At 71.3% G+C, this 21202-nt stretch carries 19 protein-coding genes; 14 read left to right on the top strand and 5 right to left on the bottom strand.

Translation table 11 applies throughout. The features are described 5' to 3' along the window. The first annotated feature begins 284 nt into the window (after positions 1-284). The 8 genes from ruvC (at position 285) to AB0B94_RS32990 (ending at position 9736) form a co-directional block, all read left to right on the top strand. Positions 285-812, top strand: coding sequence for a crossover junction endodeoxyribonuclease RuvC (gene ruvC, locus AB0B94_RS32955; protein ID WP_112584546.1), 528 nt, complete (start codon positions 285-287; stop codon positions 810-812). Beyond that, complete coding sequence (gene ruvA / locus AB0B94_RS32960) at positions 809-1411, top strand: Holliday junction branch migration protein RuvA (RefSeq protein WP_091401818.1); 603 nt, start codon at positions 809-811, stop codon at positions 1409-1411. The genes ruvC and ruvA overlap by 4 nt, the downstream gene beginning before the upstream one ends. Positions 1412-1427: 16 nt before the next feature. Then, positions 1428-2495 (top strand): Holliday junction branch migration DNA helicase RuvB, encoded by a 1068-nt coding sequence (ruvB, locus tag AB0B94_RS32965; RefSeq protein ID WP_357289815.1) that lies wholly within the window; start codon positions 1428-1430, stop codon positions 2493-2495. A gap of 122 nt (positions 2496-2617) precedes the next feature. Continuing rightward, complete coding sequence (gene yajC, locus AB0B94_RS32970) at positions 2618-2974, top strand: preprotein translocase subunit YajC (RefSeq protein ID WP_238688667.1); 357 nt, start codon at positions 2618-2620, stop codon at positions 2972-2974. 276 nt (positions 2975-3250) lie between these two features. After that, entirely contained in the window at positions 3251-5170 is a 1920-nt protein-coding gene (secD, locus tag AB0B94_RS32975; RefSeq protein WP_357289817.1) for a protein translocase subunit SecD, read from the top strand. Between the two features lies 1 nt (position 5171). Continuing rightward, on the top strand, positions 5172-6371 hold the full coding sequence (secF, locus tag AB0B94_RS32980; RefSeq protein ID WP_357289819.1) for a protein translocase subunit SecF: 1200 nt from the start codon (positions 5172-5174) through the stop codon (positions 6369-6371). A gap of 78 nt (positions 6372-6449) precedes the next feature. Then, on the top strand, positions 6450-7016 hold the full coding sequence (locus tag AB0B94_RS32985; RefSeq protein ID WP_357289821.1) for an adenine phosphoribosyltransferase: 567 nt from the start codon (positions 6450-6452) through the stop codon (positions 7014-7016). A 197-nt stretch (positions 7017-7213) separates the two neighbouring features. Beyond that, positions 7214-9736 (top strand): bifunctional (p)ppGpp synthetase/guanosine-3',5'-bis(diphosphate) 3'-pyrophosphohydrolase, encoded by a 2523-nt coding sequence (locus AB0B94_RS32990; protein ID WP_357289823.1) that lies wholly within the window; start codon positions 7214-7216, stop codon positions 9734-9736. A 95-nt stretch (positions 9737-9831) separates the two neighbouring features. Here AB0B94_RS32990 and AB0B94_RS32995 read toward each other — a convergent pair whose 3' ends face one another. Both AB0B94_RS32995 and AB0B94_RS33000 read right to left on the bottom strand, forming a co-directional pair. Continuing rightward, entirely contained in the window at positions 9832-10674 is an 843-nt protein-coding gene (locus AB0B94_RS32995) for a peptidylprolyl isomerase (protein WP_357289825.1), read from the bottom strand. A 59-nt stretch (positions 10675-10733) separates the two neighbouring features. Further along, entirely contained in the window at positions 10734-11618 is an 885-nt protein-coding gene (locus AB0B94_RS33000; protein WP_238669212.1) for a peptidylprolyl isomerase, read from the bottom strand. A 270-nt stretch (positions 11619-11888) separates the two neighbouring features. On the opposite strand from AB0B94_RS33000, the gene AB0B94_RS33005 reads away from it, so the two are divergent. From AB0B94_RS33005 to AB0B94_RS33015, 3 genes are all read left to right on the top strand, one after another. Then, positions 11889-12599 carry an MBL fold metallo-hydrolase gene (locus tag AB0B94_RS33005; protein ID WP_357289849.1) on the top strand — a complete coding sequence of 237 codons (711 nt, stop codon included), beginning with the start codon at positions 11889-11891 and terminating at the stop codon, positions 12597-12599. Between the two features lie 73 nt (positions 12600-12672). Beyond that, positions 12673-14001, top strand: coding sequence for a histidine--tRNA ligase (hisS, locus tag AB0B94_RS33010; protein WP_357289828.1), 1329 nt, complete (start codon positions 12673-12675; stop codon positions 13999-14001). A 71-nt stretch (positions 14002-14072) separates the two neighbouring features. Continuing rightward, positions 14073-15014 (top strand): acyl-ACP desaturase, encoded by a 942-nt coding sequence (locus tag AB0B94_RS33015; protein ID WP_181518646.1) that lies wholly within the window; start codon positions 14073-14075, stop codon positions 15012-15014. 140 nt (positions 15015-15154) lie between these two features. Here the strand turns inward: AB0B94_RS33015 and AB0B94_RS33020 are convergent, their stop codons facing one another. Next, a complete protein-coding gene (locus AB0B94_RS33020; protein WP_357289830.1) occupies positions 15155-15661 on the bottom strand; it encodes a PaaI family thioesterase in 507 nt (168 codons plus the stop codon). 55 nt (positions 15662-15716) lie between these two features. On the opposite strand from AB0B94_RS33020, the gene AB0B94_RS33025 reads away from it, so the two are divergent. Together AB0B94_RS33025 and AB0B94_RS33030 are read left to right on the top strand one after the other, a co-directional pair. Beyond that, on the top strand, positions 15717-16193 hold the full coding sequence (locus tag AB0B94_RS33025) for a helix-turn-helix domain-containing protein (RefSeq protein ID WP_357289832.1): 477 nt from the start codon (positions 15717-15719) through the stop codon (positions 16191-16193). A gap of 351 nt (positions 16194-16544) precedes the next feature. After that, complete coding sequence (locus tag AB0B94_RS33030; protein WP_357289834.1) at positions 16545-17591, top strand: S1 family peptidase; 1047 nt, start codon at positions 16545-16547, stop codon at positions 17589-17591. Positions 17592-17684: 93 nt separating this feature from the next. Here the strand turns inward: AB0B94_RS33030 and AB0B94_RS33035 are convergent, their stop codons facing one another. Next, a complete protein-coding gene (locus AB0B94_RS33035; protein ID WP_357289836.1) occupies positions 17685-18332 on the bottom strand; it encodes a DUF998 domain-containing protein in 648 nt (215 codons plus the stop codon). A 98-nt stretch (positions 18333-18430) separates the two neighbouring features. Further along, complete coding sequence (locus AB0B94_RS33040) at positions 18431-19165, bottom strand: DUF998 domain-containing protein (RefSeq protein ID WP_357289838.1); 735 nt, start codon at positions 19163-19165, stop codon at positions 18431-18433. Positions 19166-19319: 154 nt separating this feature from the next. Between AB0B94_RS33040 and aspS the strand changes: the two genes are divergently transcribed. Then, positions 19320-21125 (top strand): aspartate--tRNA ligase, encoded by a 1806-nt coding sequence (gene aspS / locus AB0B94_RS33045; RefSeq protein ID WP_357289840.1) that lies wholly within the window; start codon positions 19320-19322, stop codon positions 21123-21125. Positions 21126-21202: the final 77 nt, after the last annotated feature.

Consider the following 21202-nt stretch of genomic DNA (forward strand, 5'->3'; position numbering starts at 1 on the left):
GGCGTGGGGCGTGGGGCGTGGGGCGTGGGGCGTGGGGCGTGGGGCGTGGGGCGTGGGCGTGGGGCGTGGGGCGTGGGCGTGAGGCGTGGGGCGTGGGTGCGGGGTGCCCGGCGCGGGGCGCGGGGGCAACGGGCCTGGGGGCGCAGGTGTCGCGAGGGCGAGGGCGAGGCGGGGCGTGGGGCGTGAGGGGCGGGGTGCGGAGGGCGTGTCCCGTGGGACTGGTGGGAAGCGGTCCGGTTAGGGTGTCGAACACACGTACTGCTGACGGCTGGGGAGGGGGCGGCGTGCGCGTGCTCGGTGTGGACCCGGGGTTGACCCGGTGTGGGGTGGGCGTGGTCGAGGGTGTGCCCGGCCGGCCCTGCACCCTGGTCGCCTACTACGTGGTCTACACCGACCCGGCCGACGACCTGGCGCTGCGTCTGTTGCACCTGGACCGGTCGCTGAACAAGCTGGTCGCCGAGCACCAGCCGGAGAGCGTCGCCGTCGAGCGGGTGTTCAGCCAGCACAACGTCCGCACCGTGATGGGCACCGCGCAGGCCAGTGGCATCGCTGTGCTGGCCGGGGCGCGGGCCGGGCTGCCGGTGCAGACGTACACCCCGAGCGAGGTGAAGGCCGCCGTGACCGGGTCCGGTCAGGCCGACAAGGCGCAGATGACAGCCATGGTGACCCGGCTGTTGCGGCTGGCGGAGCCGCCGAAGCCGGCGGACGCCGCCGACGCGCTGGCCCTGGCCATCTGCCACGTGTGGCGTGGCGGAACCCGCTCCAAGCTGGCCGCCGCGGCGGACCGGGCACGACGAGGAGGAGCGCGATGATCGCCAGCGTGCGCGGCACGGTGACCGCGACGGGTCCGGACCAGGCAGTGATCGAGGTCGGCGGGGTCGGGCTTGCCGTGCACTGCGCCCCGGGGACCCTCGCGGAGCTGCGGGTCGGCCAGGTGGCCCGGCTCGCCACCAGCTTGATCGTGCGGGAGGACTCGCTGACCCTCTACGGCTTCGCCGACGACGACGCCAAGTCCCTGTTCGAGCTGCTCCAGACCGCCAGTGGGGTCGGCCCGCGGCTGGCCCAGGCGGTGCTGGCGGTGCACACCCCGGACGCGGTTCGCAAGGCGATCGCCAACGCCGACACGGCCGCCCTGACTCGGGTACCCGGGATCGGCAAGAAGGGCGCGGAACGTCTGGTGCTGGAGCTGCGTGACCGGATCGGCCCGGTGCCGATCGGCGCCGACGGGGTGGCCGGGGTGACCCGCGGCAGCTGGCCCGACCAGGTCCGGCAGGCGCTGGTGGGGTTGGGCTGGACGGCCGGGCAGGCCGACCAGGCGGTGGCCGCGGTGGCGGAGTCGATCGAGGGTGAGACCCCGCCGGTGCCGGTCCTGCTCAAGCAGGCCATCCGACTGCTGGGCCGTACCCGATGACCGCGCGGGCCGCGCGATGAGCGAGACCGAGGGGCTCGTCTCGGCGTACGTCAGCGACGCCGATCGGGACGCGGAGGCCACGGTGCGGCCGAGGCGGCTGGCCGAGTTCATCGCCCAGGACCGGGTACGCGACCAGCTCGACCTGTTGTTGCAGGGCGCCATGCGGCGGGGGTCGCCGCCGGATCACATCCTGCTCTCCGGCCCGCCCGGGTTGGGTAAGACGAGTCTGGCCAACATCGTCGCCGCCGAGTTGGGCGCGGGCATCCGGGTGACCAGCGGCCCGGCGATCGAGCGTTCCGGCGATCTGGCGGCGATCCTGACCAGCCTCGCCGAGGGCGACGTGCTCTTCATCGACGAGATCCATCGGATCGCGCGGCCGGCCGAGGAGCTGCTGTACAGCGCGATGGAGGACTTCCGGGTCGACGTGGTGGTGGGCAAGGGGCCGGGGGCGACGGCGATCCCGTTGGACGTCGAGCCGTTCACACTGGTTGGCGCGACGACCCGCTCGGGCCTGTTGACCGGGCCGATGCGGGACCGGTTCGGCTTCGTGGCGCACCTCGACTTCTACGCCCCGGCTGATCTGGAGGCGCTGCTGCACCGTTCGGCGCGGATCCTCGGGGTGCCGATCACTCCCGAGGGCGCTACCGAGATCGCCGGTCGGTCCCGGGGCACGCCGCGGATCGCGAACCGGCTGCTGCGGCGGGTCCGTGACTACGCCGAGGTTCGGGCGAACGGGGTGGTCGATCTCGACACCGCCCGCGCGGCTCTGATCGTGTACGACGTGGACGCGCTCGGTCTGGATCGGTTGGACCGTGCGGTGTTGACCGCGTTGGTCGACTCGTTCCGGGGCGGCCCGGTCGGGTTGTCCACCCTCGCCGTGGCGGTGGGGGAGCAGCCGGACACGGTCGAGGAGGTCTGTGAGCCGTTCCTGGTGCGGGCTGGGCTGTTGGCCCGTACGCCGAGGGGTCGGGTGGCGACCGAGGCCGCCTGGCGGCATCTGGGGCGCACGCCGCCGAATGGTACATTTGGTGTAGATAGCCCGCCTGTGCCCGACTTGTTCTCCTTGGATGTCGATCAGCCGTGATGTGAACGTGATCTGTGCCGCATTCGGCGTTCCCAGGTGCAGGGTTTAGACTTCGCCGCGGTCTGTACAGGACGTGAGATTCCGCCTCCGCTCCGGCGCCCACGGTGCCGGGGAGGTGGCCAATGGGAAGGTCAGTAACCGTGCAATTGGCAGCACCGGGTGGTGGGGCCGGCGGCATCACGCCGATCCTGATGATCGCCCTGCTCTTTGGCGTCATGTACTTCATGATGATCCGACCCCAGCAGAAGCGCCGCAAAGAGGCGGAGGCGATGCAGTCCAACCTCGGCCCCGGCGACGAGGTCGTGACCATCGGTGGGCTCTACGGCACCGTCACCGGCATCGAGGACGACACCGTCCTGATCGAGGTCGCCCCGGGCGTGCAGACCCGCTACGCCCGCCCGGCCATCGCCCGGGTGGTCACCCGCGCGGAGCTGCCGAGCGAGCCGGTCACCGAGGACGCGGACACCGTCAAGGAGTGACCCTCCCCCCGGGAGCGGCGAGTCCGGCGTACGGCCGGTGGGCCGGCTTCCGGGTCGTCGCGCCCGAACGGGGCAGCGGGCGAGACGTGAAAACTGGATAGTTGGGTCGACGCCGGGCGTCGGCACGTTCCCGTGACCGTCGGCGTTCCACGCCGGGGTGCCCGGTCCTCGTGTCGGCATCTCGTCGGCTCAAGGCAGACCCGTCGGGCGGAACCCCCGGCCCGACACCGCCGCCGCTGCGACAGCGGCGCGACCGTACAGGGAGACAGGACAGCCGTGGCACCACCTCAGGGACAGATGCGCCCCGGGCGGCAGCTCGCCGTGCTCGGTTTCATCTTCGTGGTCCTCTATCTTTTGGTGTTCTTCGCCGGCGCCAGCGGCAGCTGGAAGGACCGGCTCGAGCCCAAGCTCGGCCTGGACCTCATCGGCGGCACGCGGGTGACACTGGAGGCGACCAACAGCGTCGACGGCAAGCCCCCGACGGCGGAGAACCTCGAGGAGGCCCGCGAGATCATCGAGAGCCGGGTCAACGCGTTCGGCGTGGCCGAGGCCGAGGTGGTCACCGAGGGCAACCGCAACATCGTCATCTCCCTGCCCGGTGAGAACCGGAACCTCGACGACGTGGGTGAAGCGGCTGAGCTGCGCTTCCGCAAGGTGCTCAAGGCGGCCTCCGGCAGCGGGGTGGCCGAGGCGCCGCCCGCCGCCACGCCGGCCCCGTCCGGCAGCGCCGCCCCGACCGGCAGCGCGACCCCGTCCGGCGCCGCGACGCCGACTCCGACGGGCAGCGCCTCGCCGAAGGTGACCTCGTCGCCCAGCGGCGGTCAGGGCGGAATGGCCCCGGCGTCGCCCAGCGCCACGCCGACCCCCTCCGCGTCCGCCACCGCCTCGCCGAGCGCCGCCGCGCCCAGCGCCAGCGCCGAGCCGGTGCCGGCCAGCGTCGAACAGCAGCGCAAGGCCGTCGAGCAGAAGGTCGGCGCCGCCGCCTGGCAGGCCGCCAACGGATTGCAGGCTCCGGCCGACCTGAGCGCCGACCCGTCGCTGGCCGAGAAGCTCAAGCCGTTCGGCACGCTGTCTCCGCAGGAGGTCGCGGTGTTGCCGGCGCAGATGCAGTTCAACGTGCCGACGATCGGCTGCACGCAGCTCGACCAGCGCCCCCCGGCGTCGATCTCCGACGCGAAGCAGCAGGTGGTCTCCTGCGAGGACGGCGCGTCGAAGTACCTGCTCGACCAGGCCAAGGTGCTGGGCACCGACGTGTCCGACGCCGACGCGGTGCTCGACCAGACCAACGCCTGGGTGGTCAGCCTGGACTTCACCGGCGACGGCCAGGGCAAGTGGACCTCGCTGACCCGTGAGGCGTTCAACAACGAGGGCCAGGCCTGCGACGCGACCGCATTGGGTCAGGACGGCAAGTGCCGGGTGGCAGTCGTGCTGGACAACGAGATCGTCTCCTCCCCGGAGATCCAGGCTGTGCTGACCGGCAACTCCCAGATCACCGGCACCTTCACCCAGAAGGACGCCAGCACCCTCGCCGGTCAACTCCGCTACGGCGCGCTGCCGGTGACCTTCGAGCAGCAGGAGGCGCAGAACGTCACCGCCACGCTGGGTGCCAGCCACCTGCGCGCCGGTCTGCTCGCGGCCGGCATCGGCATGCTGCTGGTCATCATCTACGCGTTCTTCTACTACCGGCTGCTCGGCTCGGTGATCTTCCTGAGCCTCATCCTCTCCGCGCTGCTGGTCTTCGGCGCGCTGGTGGTGCTCGGCCGGCAGATCGGCTTCACGCTCACCCTCGCCGGGATCGCCGGCATGATCGTCTCGCTCGGTGTGGCGGCGGACTCGTTCGTCATCTACTTCGAACGTCTGAAAGACGAGATCCGGGAGGGGCGCAGCCCGCGTAGCGCGGTGCCCCGTGCCTGGATCCGGGCCCGTCGGACGATCATCTCGGCCAACGCGATCACGCTGCTCTCCGCTGTGGTGCTCTACGTGGTCTCGGTCGGCACGGTCAAGGGCTTCGCGTTCGCCCTGGGTCTGGCCACCGTGCTGGACCTGGTGGTGGTCTTCCTCTTCCGGCACCCGATCATGACGATGTTCGCCCGGACCCGGGCGTTCCTGTCCCCGCGGGTCAGCGGTCTGGGCCGGGCACTGCCGGCCCGCAACCAGCCGACTCAGCCCCGCAACCCGCGCGCCAAGGAGGCCTGAGATGGCTCAAAACGGTCTGGCGAGCCGCCTCTACAACGGCGAGGCCGGTCTCAACATCGTCGGTCGGCGCAAGCTCTGGTTCGGCGTCGCCGGGGTTCTGGTCCTGATCGCGATCCTCAGCTTCTCGATCCGTGGGTTCAGCCTGGGCATCGAGTTCGCCGGCGGCAACTCGTTCCAGGTGCCGGCCAGCGTCGGCACTCTCGACGACGCCGAGCGGGAGGTCAACTCGGCCCTCGCCGCCGAGAACACCGGCGTCACGGTGGCCACCACGCAGAAGGTCGGCGGTACGGGCGGCGACTCCTACGAGCTGCGCACGCCCCAGCTCACCGCCGAGCAGGCCACCGCGGTCAAGGCCCAGATCGCCGAGGACCTCGGCATCAACGTCGACCAGATCAGCGACAACCAGGTCAGTGAGGCCTGGGGCAGCCAGGTGACCGAGCGGGCCGTACTCGGTCTGGTCATCTTCATCGCGCTGGTGATGGTCTACCTGATCCTGCGCTTCGAGTGGCGGATGGCCGTGGCCGCGGTCGCCTCGCTGATCACCAACCTGATCCTCACCGCCGGCATCTACTCGCTGGTCGGCTTCGAGGTCACCCCGTCGACGATCATCGGCTTCCTCACCATCCTGGGCTTCGCGCTCTACGACGTGGTGGTGGTCTTCGACAAGGTCCAGGAGAACACCCGGGGCATCACCGCCAACAACAACCAGACGTACGGCGAGGCGTCCAACCTGGCCATCAACCAGAGCCTGATGCGGTCGTTGAACACCTCGGTGGTCGCGCTGCTGCCGGTCGGTGGTCTGCTCTTCATCGGTGCCGGCCTGCTCGGCGCCGGCACGCTGAAGGACCTCGGTCTGGTGCTGTTCGTCGGTATGGCGGTGGCGTTCCTGACCTCCATCCTGGTGGCCACCCCGCTGCTGGCGCTGTTGAAGAACTACGACCCGCGGATCCAGGCGCACAACAAGCGCGTCCTGAGCCGGCGGGGCGCGGTCGGCCGCGGCGAGGTCGCCGGTAAGGGTGCTGCCGCGAGCCCGGTGGCCCAGGCCGACGCGACCGACGAGCCGGTCGACCAGGACGCCGCCGCGCTGGCCGGTGCCTCCCCCAAGGTGGGCGCTCGGCCGACGGGCAAGCGGCCCACCGGTGCCCGGGGCGGTCGCCCGGGTGGCGGCGGCAACCGGCCGGGTGGCGCCAAGCGGCGCTGACCCGACAGGAAACACCCGAACGGCGTCCGGCATGCTGTTGCCGGACGCCGTTCGTCGTCGAAGGGGAGCGAAACAGCCGTGACGGAGACCCACAGCACCGCAGCGCGCGGGGACAGTGGCCCGCAGGTCGCCCGACTGGTCGCCAGCCGGGTGCTGGACGTGCCCGACTTTCCCAAGCCCGGCGTCATGTTCAAGGACCTGATGCCACTGTTCGCCGACGGCAAGGTCTTCCGTGACGTGATCGACGGGATCGTCGCGTACCACGGGCGGGACACCTTCGACGTGGTTGTCGGCATCGAGGCGCGCGGGTTCGTCGTCGCGGCGGCCATCGCGTACGCGACCGGCGTGGGCGTGGTGCCGGTGCGCAAGGCCGGCAAGCTGCCCCGCCCGGCGCACTCGGTCTCCTACGAGTTGGAGTACGGCGAGGCCACCCTCGAGGTGCACGAGGACGCCTTCACCGCCGGGCATCGGGTGCTGGTGGTCGACGACGTGCTGGCCACCGGTGGCACCGCCGAGGCGACGCTGGACCTGGTCGAGCGGGCTGGCGGCACCGTCAGCGGCTTCACTGTGCTGCTGGAGCTCGGCTTCCTGGGTGGGCGCGAGCGACTGGCGCCGCGTCCCGTCCACGCCCTGTTGACTGTTTGAACCGGTCGATGCTCTGCTGACCGTTTGATCCCGGACCCGTCGGATGGACCCGGCGCCGACCGTCCGGCGGAGCGGCAGGGGACCGTCCGTGCGGGTAGCATTGCCCTTTGCTGACGCCGGCGGTATCCCGTCCGGCGGGCGAGACCAGGTCGGCCGATCTTCGGCCGGCGTGTTTCCGGCGAGCGGTGAGGAGGCCGGTGTCCCACGATGTCGTCCCTCCGGCGGAGGGCACGGTGCACCCGACAGGCGACGCTGACGGCTCGGTGACCGACCGGACAGGCGACGCGCCGGCCCGGGTGACGGGCACCGGCAACGGCTCCGGTCGGGCTGCCGGTGAGAGCGCGCTGCGTCCGACCAGCGGCCCGCCGAGCGCCGAGGCGTCCCCCGGCGCCGATGGCGTCGTGGTGCCGTTCCCGACCGACGCGGGCATCGACCCGTCGCCCAGCGGTGGCTTCGGGCTGTCCAACGCGCCCACCGGTCGGCGGGTCCGGGCCCGGCTGGCCCGGTTCAACGCGCCCTGGCAGACCTCGCAGGTCAGCGAGGTGCTGGAGCCGCTGATCGCGAGCCACCGGGACAACCACCCCAAGGCGGACGCCCGGCTGCTCCAGCGCGCCTTCGACACCGCCGCGCGGTGGCACTCCGGGCAGTACCGCAAGTCCGGTGACCCCTACATCACCCACCCCCTGGCCGTGGCGACCATCCTCGGCAACCTGGGGATGGACACCACCACGTTGGTCGCCGCGCTGCTGCACGACACCATCGAGGACACCGAGTACACCCTCGACCAGATGCGGGCCGACTTCGGCGGCGAGGTCGCTCTGCTGGTCGACGGCGTCACGAAGCTCGACAAGGTCAAGCTGGGCGACGCGGCCAAGGCCGAGACGATCCGCAAGATGGTCGTGGCCATGGCGAAGGACCCGCGGGTGCTGGTGATCAAGCTGGCCGACCGGCTGCACAACATGCGCACCCTGACCTTCCTGCCCCGACCCAAGCAGGAGCAGAAGGCCAAGGAGACGCTGGAGATCCTGGCGCCGCTGGCGCACCGGCTCGGTATGAACACGATCAAGTGGGAGCTGGAGGACCTGTCCTTCGGCACGCTCTTCCCGAAGCGCTACGAGGAGATCAACCGGCTGATCGGGGAGCACCAGCCGCAGCGCGAGGCGCTGCTGCGGCAGGTGACGCAGAAGGTGCAGATCGACCTGAAGGCCGCCAAGATCAAGGCGGAGACCACCGGTCGGCCGAAGCACCTCTACTCGATCTACCAGAAGATGATCGTGCGGGGTCGCGACTTCAACGACATCTACGACCTGGTCGGTGTGCGGATCCTGGTCGACACCGTTCGGGACTGCTACGCGGCGCTGGGGGTCATCCACGCCAACTGGCAGCCGGTGCCGGGCCGGTTCAAGGACTACATCGCGATGCCCAAGTTCAACATGTACCAGTCGTTGCACACGACTGTCATCGGGCCCACCGGCAAGCCGGTGGAGATGCAGATCCGCACCTACGCGATGCACCGCACCGCGGAGTTCGGCATCGCCGCGCACTGGAAGTACAAGGAGCACAAGGGCACCCAGATCGTCGGCCCGCCCGCGCACATCGACGAGATGACCTGGCTGCGGCAGTTGCTGGACTGGCAGCGGGAGGCGGCCGACCCGAGCGAGTTCCTGGACGCGCTGCGCTTCGACCTGTCCAGCCAGGAGGTGTACGTCTTCACCCCGAAGGGTGACGTCATCCCGCTGCCGACCGGGTCGACGCCTGTGGACTTCGCGTACGCGGTGCACACCGAGGTGGGGCACAAGTGCATCGGGGCGCGGGTCAACGGCAAGTTGGTGCCGTTGGAGTCGACGCTGTCCAACGGCGACGTGATCGAGATCTTCACGTCGAAGTCCGAGACGGCCGGCCCGACCCAGGACTGGCTGGGCTTCGTCAAGAGCCCGCGCGCCCGGACGAAGATCCGGCAGTACTTCAACAAGGAACGGCGCGAGGAGGCGATCGAGGCCGGCAAGGACGCGATCGTCAAGGCGATGCGCAAGCAGGGCATGCCGTTGCAGCGGATGCTCACCTCCGACGCGCTCATGTCGATCGCCCGCGACCTGCACCTGGCCGACGTGGCCTCGCTCTACGCGGCGGTCGGCGACAGCCAGGTCTCCGCGCAGTCGGTCGTGCAGAAGCTGATGGCCGCGTACGGCGGCGAGGAGGGCGCGGCGGAGGACATCGCCGAGACCGCCGTCGCCACCCGGCCGCCGCGCAGCCGGCAGAGCAGCAGCGACCCGGGCGTGGTGGTCCGGGGCGTCAGCGACGTCTGGATCAAGCTGGCCCGCTGCTGCACCCCGGTCCCACCGGACTCGGTGTTCGGCTTCGTCACCCGCTCCGGCGGGGTGAGCGTGCACCGCGACGACTGCGCCAACGCCGAGGACCTGCGCGCGCAGAGCGAGCGGGTCGTCGAGGTGAGCTGGAAGCTCACCTCCGCGTCGACGTTCCTGGTCGCCATCCAGGTCGAGGCTCTGGACCGGCACAAGCTGCTGGCCGATGTCACCCGGGTGCTCTCCGACGAACGGGTCAACATCCTCTCCGCCACCGTCACCACCACCCGTGACCGGGTGGCGGTGAGCCGGTTCAGCTTCGAGATGGCCGACCCGAAGCACCTGGGCCACCTGCTGGCCACGGTGCGCAAGGTCGACGGCGTCTTCGACGCCTACCGGGTCACCTCCGGCGCCTGACACCCCACCGGATCGGTCTCGGGGCTCGACTCGTACAGCGGAAATGACAGCGCCCGCCGGCTCAGCCGGCGGGCGCTTCGTGGTGCGCGCGGGGGTCAGCCCTGCGGGTTGCTCATCGTGAGGTCCTTGATGATGACCTCCTTCTTGGGGTGACCGCCCCCGGCCTGCTGGGCGAACGCCCCGTCGTCGCCGGCCTTGGCCACGTCCTTGACGAGGTCCATGCCACCGGTGATGGTGCCCACCACCGTGTACGCCGGGTCCAGCGGCGAGTCGCCGTAGACGATGAAGAACTGGCTGCCGGTGCTCCCCGGATCCTGGGCCTTGGCCATCGCGATGACACCCTCCGGGTACGGCGGGCGCTTGTCGGTGGGCAGGTTCTCCTCGGCCATCCGGTAGCTCGGGCCGCCCTGGCCGTCGGTGTCCCGCCAGCCGTTGCCGGTGGCGCTGGGGTCACCGCACTGCAACACCTTGATGCCCTCGCTCACGAGGCGGTGACACTTGGTGTTGTCGAAGAAGTTCTTCTCCGCGAGGTAGGTGAAACTGCCCGCCGTGCACGGCACCAGCGACCGGTCGACCTTGGCCGTGATCGGGCCGAGGTTGGTGTCGATCGTCATGGTCTGGACGCCCTTGGCGGACTGCTCGTTGCTGGGCATCCCCACGTCCTTGATCTGCGGGGGGCGCTGCTCGGTGGGCAGCGCGGTGTACGCGCACTCGGCCGCGCCCGCCGCCGGCGCGGCGGTGTCGCTCTTGTCGTCGTCGTCGCCGCCGAGGCTCACCGCCAGCCAGACGGTGCCGGCGACCACGAGCACCAGCGCGGCAGCCGCGCTGACGATCGCCGTCGTCTGCCGGCGCTTGCGGGCCTTGGCCGCGCGCTCGGCCATCTCCTTCTCGAGCCGGGCGCGTGCCGCCGCGCGCTGCCGCTCTCTGGTGGACGTCACGCCTGGATCCTCCTGGCTGATTGCTGCTGGGTGCCGCTTGGGTGGGTGGTGGCGCCCGGTCAGCCGGCGCTCGGGCTGCTGGCCGGGGTGCCGGAGGCCGAGGGAGCCGGTGCCGCACCGGTGACCGGCTCACCGACCGTGAGGCTCTGGATCGTCACATCGGTGCTGGGCTTGACCTTCGCCCCGGTCCCATTGTCCACGGTCGGGAGGGCGCCGATCTTCTCCACCACGTCCAGCCCGCCGGTCACCCGGCCGATGACCGGGTACTTGGGGTCGGCGGTGGTGAAGTCCTTGAAGAAAATCAGGAACTGGCTGCCGTTGCTGCCCGGCGGGTTGGAGACCATCGTCACCGTGCCCTTCGGGTACGTCGGGGGCTGGCCGGGGGCCGGACTGGCCGACGGCGACGCCGACGGGACGGTCGGCAACTCTTCGTCGTAGAACGAGTAGGTCGGCCCACCAAGACCCGTGCCGCTGGGGTCGCCGCAGCGCAGCGCGCCCTCGGCGGTGATCTCGTGGCACTTGGTGTTGTCGTAGAACGACCGGCTCGCCAGGTGGGCGATGCTCGCCGCCGCGCACGGGGAGTTGGTCAGGTTCAGTTCCGCGGTGATCGGCGCGCCCTGGTTCGTGGTCACCGTCATCGCCCGGGTGCCGTCGGTGGGCAGATCCTTGGTGGCCGGCGTGCCGACGTCCTTGAGGTTGGTGTTTGCCGTCGCGTCCTGCGGCGTCCAGAGGCAGGTGTCCTCGGCGGCCGTGTTCTGCTTCGGGTCGGAGTCGAACGCCCCGAGCGCCCAGGCTGAGCCGGCCACTACCAGCACGAGGATCAGAGCGGCGCCAACTCCGGCCTGGATCTGCCGTCGGCGCCTCGTCGAGGCGGCCCGGCGAGCCAACTGCCGGTCGAGCTTGGCCCGCGCCAGTTTGCGCTGCCGGTCCCTGCTGGAAGCCACCAGTGCTCCCCTTTCCTCTACCTGGTCGTCGCCGGCGGCCGGTAGCCCCGGCCCGTCCGGGCGTGACGTGTGCCGCGCCACACGCCCGCCAGAGTGTACGGCTAGTGACTGGGAATGTGGTGTACGAGGTCCACCCCGTCCCGAGCAGCGCTTATCGGAGGTTGTCACTGTGCCCCACGAGGCCCGTGGGACGGACGCGGCCAACTCGCTCGGCCCGCCCGATAGGCTGCTGGGCAGGACGACAGCTGCTCGACGGAGAGGACAGTGCCCGTGCTCGTGGCCGGCTTTCCCGCGGACGCCTTCGGCACCAACTGCTACGTGGTTGCCACCGCGCCGGGGGAGCAGTGCGTGGTGGTCGACCCCGGCATCGGGGTGCTCGACCAGCTCGACGCGCTGCTCGCCGAGCACCGCCTGCATCCGGCCGCCGTGCTGCTCACCCACGGCCACCTCGATCACACCTTCTCGGTCGCGCCGGTCTGCGGTGCGCGCGGCATCACCGCGTACGTGCACCCCGGTGACCGGGAGATGCTGGCCGACCCGTCCAAGGGCCTCTCGACCGACCTGACGTCGCTCTTCGGCGGCCGGCTGAGCTACACCGAGCCGGAGGACGTGGCGGAGTTGACCGACGGCGCCACCCTCGCGCTCGCCGGCCTGGAGATCGCCGTCGACCATGCCCCTGGCCATACCGGCGGGTCGGTGCTGTTCCGGCTGCCGGGCGCCGGGTCGAACTGGGAGGCTGACGAGCTGTGCCTCTCCGGTGACGTGCTCTTCGCCGGGTCGATCGGCCGCACCGACCTGCCGGGCGGGAGCATGCCGGCCATGCTCACCAGCCTGCGCGACAAGATTCTTCCGCTGGCCGACGACACCGTCGTGCTGCCCGGCCACGGCCCCAGCACCACCATCGGCCGCGAGCGCGCCAGCAACCCGTACCTCATCGAGGTGGCTGGCACGTCGCCGGCCGCTCCCACCCGGGGCCTCTAGATCTTCTGTCCGCGCCGCGCGCGGACCCACGACACCACCGCGCCACCGGCGCGGAACCGCAAGGAGTACGCCGATGAGCAAGCCCACGCCCATCTCCGGCTTCCCGGAGTGGACCCCCGGCCAGCGGATGATCGAGCAGTTCGTGCTCGACAGGATCCGGGCCACCTTCGAGCTGTACGGCTTCGCGCCGCTGGAGACCCGCGCCGTGGAGCCGCTGGACCAGCTGCTGCGCAAGGGCGAGACCTCGAAGGAGGTCTACGTGATCCGGCGGCTGCACGCCGACGCCGAGGGTGCCGGTGGTGACGACCAGCTCGGCCTGCACTTCGACCTGACTGTGCCGTTCGCCAGGTACGTGTTGGAGAACGCCGGCAAGCTGAGCTTCCCGTTCCGCCGCTACCAGATTCAGAAGGTGTGGCGGGGCGAGCGGCCGCAGGAGGGTCGCTACCGGGAGTTCGTCCAGGCCGACATCGACATCGTCGACCGGGACACCCTGGCCCCGCACCACGAGGCGGAGATGCCGCTGGTCATCGGGGACGCGCTGCGCTCGTTGCCGATCCCACCGGTGACGATCCAGGTCAACAACCGCAAGATCTGCGAGGGTTTCTACCGGGGCATCGGCCTGACCGACCCGGAGGCGGCGCTGCGGGCCGTGGACAAGCTCGACAAGATCGGCCCGGCGAAGGTGGCCGACCTGCTGGCCCAGACCGCCGGGGCGAGCGAGGCGCAGGCCAAGGCGTGCCTGGCGCTGGCCGAGATCTCCGCTCCGGACGCGTCGTTCGCCGATGCCGTCCGGGCGCTCGGGGTGAGCGACCCGCTGCTCGACGAGGGCATCGAGGAGCTGGTCCGGGTCGTGGATACCGCCGCCGAACACTCGCCCGGCCTCTGCGTGGCGGACCTGCGCATCGCCCGTGGCCTGGATTACTACACGGGCACCGTCTACGAGACCCAGCTGCGCGGCTACGAGCGTTTCGGCTCGATCTGCTCCGGCGGCCGGTACGACAACCTGGCCAGCGCCGGCGCCGTCTCGTACCCGGGGGTGGGGATCTCGATCGGCGTGACCCGGCTGCTCGGTCTGCTCTTCGGCGCGGGGGAGCTGTCGGTCTCGCGGGAGGTGCCGACCGCAGTGCTCGTCGCGGTGACCAGCGAGGAGCAGCGTACGGCCAGCAACCGGGTGGCCGAGGCGCTGCGCCGGCGTGGGGTGCCGACCGAGGTGTCGCCGAGCGCGGCGAAGTTCGGCAAGCAGATCCGCTACGCCGAGCGGCGTGGCATCCCGTACGTCTGGTTCCCCGGTGCCGATGCAGCGCCGGACGAGGTGAAGGACATCCGCTCCGGTGAGCAGGTCACGGCCGGTGCGGGGGAGTGGACGCCACCCCTGGGAGACCTCAAACCCACTGTCGGTTGAGTGTCCCCACTGGCGCTGACGGCCGCGGGGACCTACGGTAGCGTAAGTTACGCCACCGTAGGGAGTTTCTCGTGACCGTCAGCACCACAGTGAGCCAGACCGCGCTGCTCGTCGAGTTGGAGCCGGTTGTCGCACGCAACCTGGACCGGCACCTCTCGCTCGCCAAGGAGTGGTTCCCGCACGAGTACGTGCCGTGGAGCGAGGGGCGGACCTTCGACGGGCCCCTCGGCGGCGAGGCGTGGTCACCGACCGACTCCACGATCCCGGACGTGGCCCGCACCGCGCTGATCGTGAACCTGCTGACCGAGGACAACCTGCCCTCGTACCACCACGAGATCGCCACTCTGTTCGGTCGCGACGGCGCGTGGGGCACCTGGGTGCACCGGTGGACCGCAGAGGAGGGTCGTCACGGCGTCGCGATCCGCGACTACCTGACCGTCAGCCGGGCGGTCGACCCGGTGGCGTTGGAGCGGGCCCGGATGACCCACATGTCGGAGGGCTACACCAACGCCCACGGCGACGAGGTGCTGCACTCGCTGGCGTACGTCTCGTTCCAGGAACTGGCCACCCGGATTTCGCACCGCAACACCGGCAAGGCCACCGGCGACCCCACCTGCGAGGCGCTGCTGGCCCGGGTGGCCGCCGACGAGAACCTGCACATGGTCTTCTACCGCAACCTGCTCGCGGCCGCGTTCGAGCTGGCCCCGAGCCAGGCCATGCGGGCAGTCGCCGACGTGGTGGCCGACTTCCAGATGCCGGGCAGCGGCATCGACGGGTTCGCCCGCAAGTCGGTGGCGATCGCCCTGGCCGGCATCTACGACCTGCGCCAGCACCGCGACGAGGTGCTGCAGCCGGTCCTGCGCCAGTGGGACGTCTTCAACGTGACCGGTCTCAACGCCGACGGTGAGGCCGCCCGCGAGCAGCTCGCCGCCCAGCTGGAGAACCTGGACCGCGCCGCGAGCCGCTTCGAGGAGAAGCGCGACGCCCGAGCCGCCCGCCTAGCCCTCCGCTAACCCCCCACCCCCCCACCTCCCCCCTCCCACACCCCTCACCCCTCACCCCGTTGATCATGAAGTTATTGCCACTCGGGTCGGCGTGTCGGCGCAATAACTTCATGATCAACGGGGTTGGTTGGGGGGGTTTGGGGGGTGGGTTAGGGGAGGGGGAGGAGGAGGCAGGTGCTGGTGGCGTGGGCTATCAGGCGGTCGGCGGCGTCGGTGATGCGGGCCTCGGCCAGGGCCGTACGGCGGCCGCGTTGCAGCACAGTGCCCTCGCAGCGCAGGGTGCCGCTGTCGACGGTGACCGGGCGGAGGAACTTCACGTTGAGATCCAGCGAGGTGTAGCCGACCTCGGCGGGCAGCGTGGTGTGCACCGCGCACGCCGCGGCGGTGTCCAGCAGGGTCGAGAGCACGCCACCGTGGACGCTGCCGAGCGGGTTGTAGTGGAACTCCTGGGGAGTCAGCTCGACGACGACCCGGCCCTCGTCGGCTTCCATCCTGGCCATGTCGAGAAGGTGCATCACTGGCGGCGCGGCCAGCTCGCCGGCGATCATCGCCCGGAGCATGTCCAGGCCGCTGCGCCGACCGACCTGGGCGGCGTTGACCGACGGGTCCGCCCAGGTGAAGGTACGGCTGCGCACTGGTTCCTGCGTCTGCGTCATGGACGCAGCCTGGCAGCAGGTTGCTGAGTCTGTCAACGAGATCTAGCCTGGTCGGATGCGACCCGCGGCTCTGGACTGGTCAGTGGAGAACTGCACCATCGCCCGCGCGATGGAGGTCCTCGGTGAGCGGTGGACCCTCGTGGTGCTCCGCGAGGTGTTCACCGGCGTACGCCGCTTCGACGACATGCGGGTACGCACCGGCATTCCACGCCAGGTGCTGGCCAACCGGCTCGCCAGCCTGGTCGAGCAGGGCGTGCTGAGCCGCGAGCCGTACCGGGAGCCCGGCAGCCGGCTGCGCCACGAGTACCGGCTCACGGAGAAGGGCCTGGATCTGTGGCCGGTGCTGGTCGCCGTGCTCGGTTGGGGCGACCGGTACCTCGCCGACGCGGAGGGCCCGCCGCTCAGTGTCACGCACCGCGACTGCGGCGCGGCGGTGCGCGCCGAACTTCGCTGCGCCGACGGGCACGACGTGGGTCGGCCCCGCGACGTGGTGCCCAGTCCCGGGCCCGGCGCCCGTCGCCGTACCCCCTGACCCGAGCCCGCCGCGCTCCCTGATGCGCGGCGGCCACCGCGCGCTCCGGCGCCGTGCCCTCCTGTGCGCGGTGCACGCGACGCCCGGCACCGGCAGACATCGATGATCGTGCGCGCCGAAAGGTGAGCGGCTGTCGGTTGGGTGTGACGGTCGCTGTTCACCAGCGTGTCGGGGGTGTTGCGGCTGCGTGGCCAACTGAGATCGGTGAATCCGGACGAATTCAACCCTTGTTAATGATCTTAAGTATGTGAATACTTCAGTCTCATCCGGCCGGTTTCCCCAGATCGGCCGGGTTGCCCTCGGGTCAGCCGCCCCCGGCAGACCCGCTCCCCCGCCCAGGAGGTTTGTTACATGCGACCCACGAGGTCAACATTCCGCGTTGCGGCCACAGTCGCCGTTTCCGGAACCCTGGTCGTCGGCTCGCTCATCGGCGCGCCCGCCCAGGCCGCTCCTGCCGCGTCGCCCGACGCCGCCGCCGCGATCTCCGCGGAACTCGGCGACCGCTCCGCCGGCTCGTACATCGACGCCAGCGGCAAATCCGTCGTCACGGTGACCGACGCGGCCGCCGCCAGCAAGGCGAGCAAGGCCGGCGCCGTCGTCCGCTACGTCACCCGCGGCGCCGCCGAGCTCAACCGGGCCACTGCCGAACTGGAGCGCTCCGCCAAGATCCCGGGCACCGCCTGGTGGAGTGACCCGGTCACCAACCAGGTCGTCGTCTCCGTCGACAGCACCGTCACCGGGGCCAAGCTGGAGCGGGTCAAGGCCGCCGCCGCGCGGGCCAACGGCGCGGTCCGGGTCGAGGCCGAGGCGGGCGTGCTGAGCACCCGGATCTCCGGCGGCCAGGCCATCTACGCCGGCGGGGGCGGGCGTTGCTCGCTCGGCTTCAACGTGCGCAGTGGCAGCACCTACTCCTTCGTGACGGCCGGGCACTGCACCAACATCTCGGCCAGCTGGTACTCGAACTCCGCCCAGACCGCGCTGCTCGGCACCCGTACCGGCACGAGCTTCCCGGGCAACGACTACGGCATCGTGCGGCACAACAACTCGGCCAACGCCGCCGGCAACGTTTCCCTCTACAACGGCAGCTTCCGGGACATCACCGGCGCCGGCAACGCCTCCGTCGGCCAGTCGGTGCAGCGCTCCGGCAGCACCACCGGCCTGCGCAGCGGCTCGGTGAACGCGACAAACGCCACGGTGAACTACGCCGAGGGTTCCGTCTCCGGCCTGATCCGCACCAACGTCTGCGCCGAGCCGGGCGACAGCGGCGGCTCGCTGTTCGCCGGTGGCACCGCCCTGGGTATGACCTCCGGTGGTAGCGGCAACTGCCGCACCGGTGGCACTACCTTCTTCCAGCCGGTCACCGAGGCGCTCAGCCGCTACGGCGTCAGCGTCTTCTGATCCAGTCACCGCGTACGGGCCGCCGGGATCTCCGGCGGCCCGTCCGTGTGCCTGCCCGACCGCTGAGCGGCCGCGCGGCGTCGGCGACGACGGTCAACGGGGCGCGGTCGCTCCCGAGCGCGACCGGCAGCTCAGCGCGGCGAGCACGGCGAGCAGCGGTACGACGGCCTCGGCTGCCGCCAACAGCCGTTCGGTCAGCCCGATCCGGGCCCCGTCGGAGAAGAACTCGACGGCGAACCAGCCGAGCAGCCCGAGCAGGACCGCCGACCCCGCGAGCGCCGCCCGCCGTGCGGTCGCACCCGGGGTGGACCCGGTCGGCGACTCGCGCTGGAGCGGGCCCGGGAAGCGCCCCGCTCGACGGGGCACGGCCAGGGCCGGCCAGCAGGCCAACGCCCCGAACGCCACAGCGGCGGCGACGCCGTGCGTCGTCGAACCGTCCGGGCGTTGGGGGAAGGCGACAAGCACCAGCGTGGCCAGCCCGCCCAGCGCGAGCAGCCCTCGGCCCACCGGCGCGGCGGTGACCAGGCCGAGCGCGGTGAGCAGGTGACAGAGCCCCAGTCCGGCCAGCCCGACCGTCATGACCCACCGATCGTCCGCGCCCGTGGCGGCGAGCGCGCTGATGGTCTGCCGTACCGGGTCGAACCCGTCGGGTTGGGCGGCCTGCGCCAGCGTCCAGCCGCCGATGAGGAACAGTGGCGCGCCACCGGCCGACAGCAGGGCCCAGCGGGGAACGGCGGACATCCGGCGATCGTAGCGGTGGCGACGCAGGAGGGCCGGGGTCGGCGTCGCGCGGCCTGGTGCACCGACGCCCCGACCGTCGGGCTACCGCGAACGACGGCTCACGGTAGCGGATCGGGCGGTCGAGGAGTCGACCCGGGAGTGGGTCCGAGTGGGTCCGGGGGCACGACGCCGAGGGTCGGCAGGGCCGGGCCGACGGTGGTGGTGCCATCGGCGGCCCAGGCTAGGTGCGCCCGCCGGGCGGAGATGACCGCCAGCAGCGGCCAGAGCGACACGGCCACCGCCGTCACCCGCTCGGCCAGCCCGGTGCGGGACCCGCTTGTCACCTCGAACGCGCACCAGCCGAAGAGCGCGAGCAGCACGAGCGTGGCGCTCAGCCCGACCGTCCGGCGGAACGCCCAGGGCGGCTCCGGTCGGGTGGGGTGCTCGGTGTCGTGCCCGCGCGGCAGCCGCAGTGCCGAGCCGGCCGGCCAGAGCACCAGGGCGAGGACGGCCACCGTCGCCGCGACGCCGTGGCTGAGCGAACCGCCGACCGGCGGCCGGGGAAAGGCGACCAGCGCGATGGTGGCCACGCCACCGACCGCGAGCAGGAAGCGGCTGGGTAGCCCGGCCGCGTGCAGGACGGCGGCGACAGACAGGTAACAGCAGCCGAGCAGCACCAGGGCCACCACCATGATCCAGGCGTCGGTGGCGTCCTGTCCTGCCAGCTCGCTGATGGTGTCCCGGACCGGGTCGTACCCGACGGGCTGTCGGGCCTGGGCCACCGTCCAACCGGCCACCAGCAGCACGGGCGCCGCCGCCGCCGTGGCGACGGCCCAGTTCGGTACGGGCCGCATTTCGCCACGTTAACCGGCGCGGCTGCCGGGGGAGTCGGGTTCGCCGGTCCACCCCACCAGCGAATCGTGGCGGCCTGCCGGGTGCCCGGAGGCGGGGCGGCCACCCCTGACAGAATGCCTGTGAGGACTGTTCCACGATGAGGAGTTGCCAGCCGTGATCCGTACCCACAATGCCGGAAGCCTGCGCGCCGCGGACGCCGGCTCGACGGTGACGCTCGCCGGCTGGGTGGCCCGCCGCCGCGACCACGGCGGGGTCATCTTCGTCGACCTGCGCGACGGTTCCGGTGTTGTCCAGGTGGTGTTCCGCGAGGAAGATGCGCACGCGCTGCGCAACGAGTTCTGCGTCAAGGTCGTCGGTGAGGTGACCCGCCGCCCGGCCGGCAACGAGAACCCGGAGCTGCCCACCGGCGAGGTCGAGGTGACCGTCGTGGAGCTGGAGGTGCTCTCCGAGGCGGCGCCGCTGCCGCTGCCGGTGGACGACCAGATCGAGGCCGGCGACGACATCCGCCTCCGGTACCGCTACCTGGACCTGCGCCGCAGCGGCCCGGCGAACGCGCTGCGGCTGCGCTCGCGCGCCAGCCAGCTCGCCCGGGGCGTGCTGCACGAGCGTGACTTCCTGGAGATCGAGACGCCGACGCTGACCCGCTCGACGCCGGAGGGCGCCCGCGACTTCCTGGTGCCGGTGCGGCTTCAGCCCGGCAGCTGGTACGCGCTGCCGCAGTCGCCGCAGCTGTTCAAGCAGCTGCTGATGGTCGGCGGCATGGAGCGGTACTACCAGATCGCCCGCTGCTACCGCGACGAGGACTTCCGCGCCGACCGACAGCCGGAGTTCACCCAGCTCGACATCGAGATGTCCTTCGTCACCGAGGACGACGTGATCGACCTCGGCGAGGCGATCGTCTCGACGCTCTGGAAGGACCTGGCCGGGCACGAGATCACCGGGCCGATCCCGCGGATCACCTGGCACGACGCGATGGCCCGGTACGGCTCGGACAAGCCGGACCTGCGCTACGGCGTCGAGCTGACCGAGCTGACCGAGTACCTGCGCGGCACCGAGTTCCGGGTCTTCGCCGGGGCGATCGACGCGGGCGGCTACGTCGGCGCGGTGGTGATGCCGGGCGGCGCGGCGCAGAGCCGCAAGGAGCTGGACGGCTGGCAGGACTGGGCGAAGGCGCGTGGCGCACGCGGCCTGGCGTACGTGGTGCTGGACGCCGAGACCGGCGAGGCCCGTGGCCCGGTGGCGAAGAACCTCTCCGCCGAGCACCTGGGCGGGCTCGCCGACACGGTCGGGGCCAAGCCGGGTGACGCGGTCTTCTTCGCCGCGGGCGCCACCACCCGGGAGGCGCAGGAGCTGCTCGGGGCGGCCCGCGTCGAGATCGCCAAGCGGTCCGGCCTGATCGACGAGAGTGCCTGGGCGTTCTGCTGGGTGGTCGACGCGCCGATGTTCGAGCGCACGGACGAGGGCGGTTGGACGGCAGTGCACCACCCGTTCACCTCGCCGAACGCGGAGTGGGTCGACCGGTTCGAGGAGGCTCCGGACCGCGCCCTGGCGTACGCGTACGACATCGTCTGCAACGGCAACGAGATCGGCGGTGGGTCGATCCGTATCCACCGGGGTGACGTGCAGAAGCGGGTATTCGACCTGCTCGGCATCACCCCGGAGGAGGCGCAGGACAAGTTCGGCTTCCTGCTGGAGGCGTTCAAGTACGGTGCGCCGCCGCACGGCGGTATCGCCTTCGGCTGGGACCGGGTCTGCATGCTGCTCGCCGGTGCCGACTCCATCCGTGAGGTCATCGCCTTCCCGAAGACCCGGGGTGGCTTCGACCCGCTGACCAGCGCACCCACCCCGATCACCGCTCAGCAGCGCACCGAGGCCGGTATCGACGCCAAGCCCAAGCCCCCCGCGACGGCCCACACCGGCACGGCAGGCCCCGCAGCCCCGGTGGCCGACCCGGTCTGACCCCTCTGCCCCCACCCACCGCCGCCCGCCCTTCGCTTGGTTGATCAAGAGGTTTGCGTCATCATCGCCCCGCGAGA

This window comes from Micromonospora sp. NPDC048986, from assembly GCF_040649335.1.
Classification (GTDB): domain Bacteria; phylum Actinomycetota; class Actinomycetes; order Mycobacteriales; family Micromonosporaceae; genus Micromonospora; species Micromonospora alfalfae.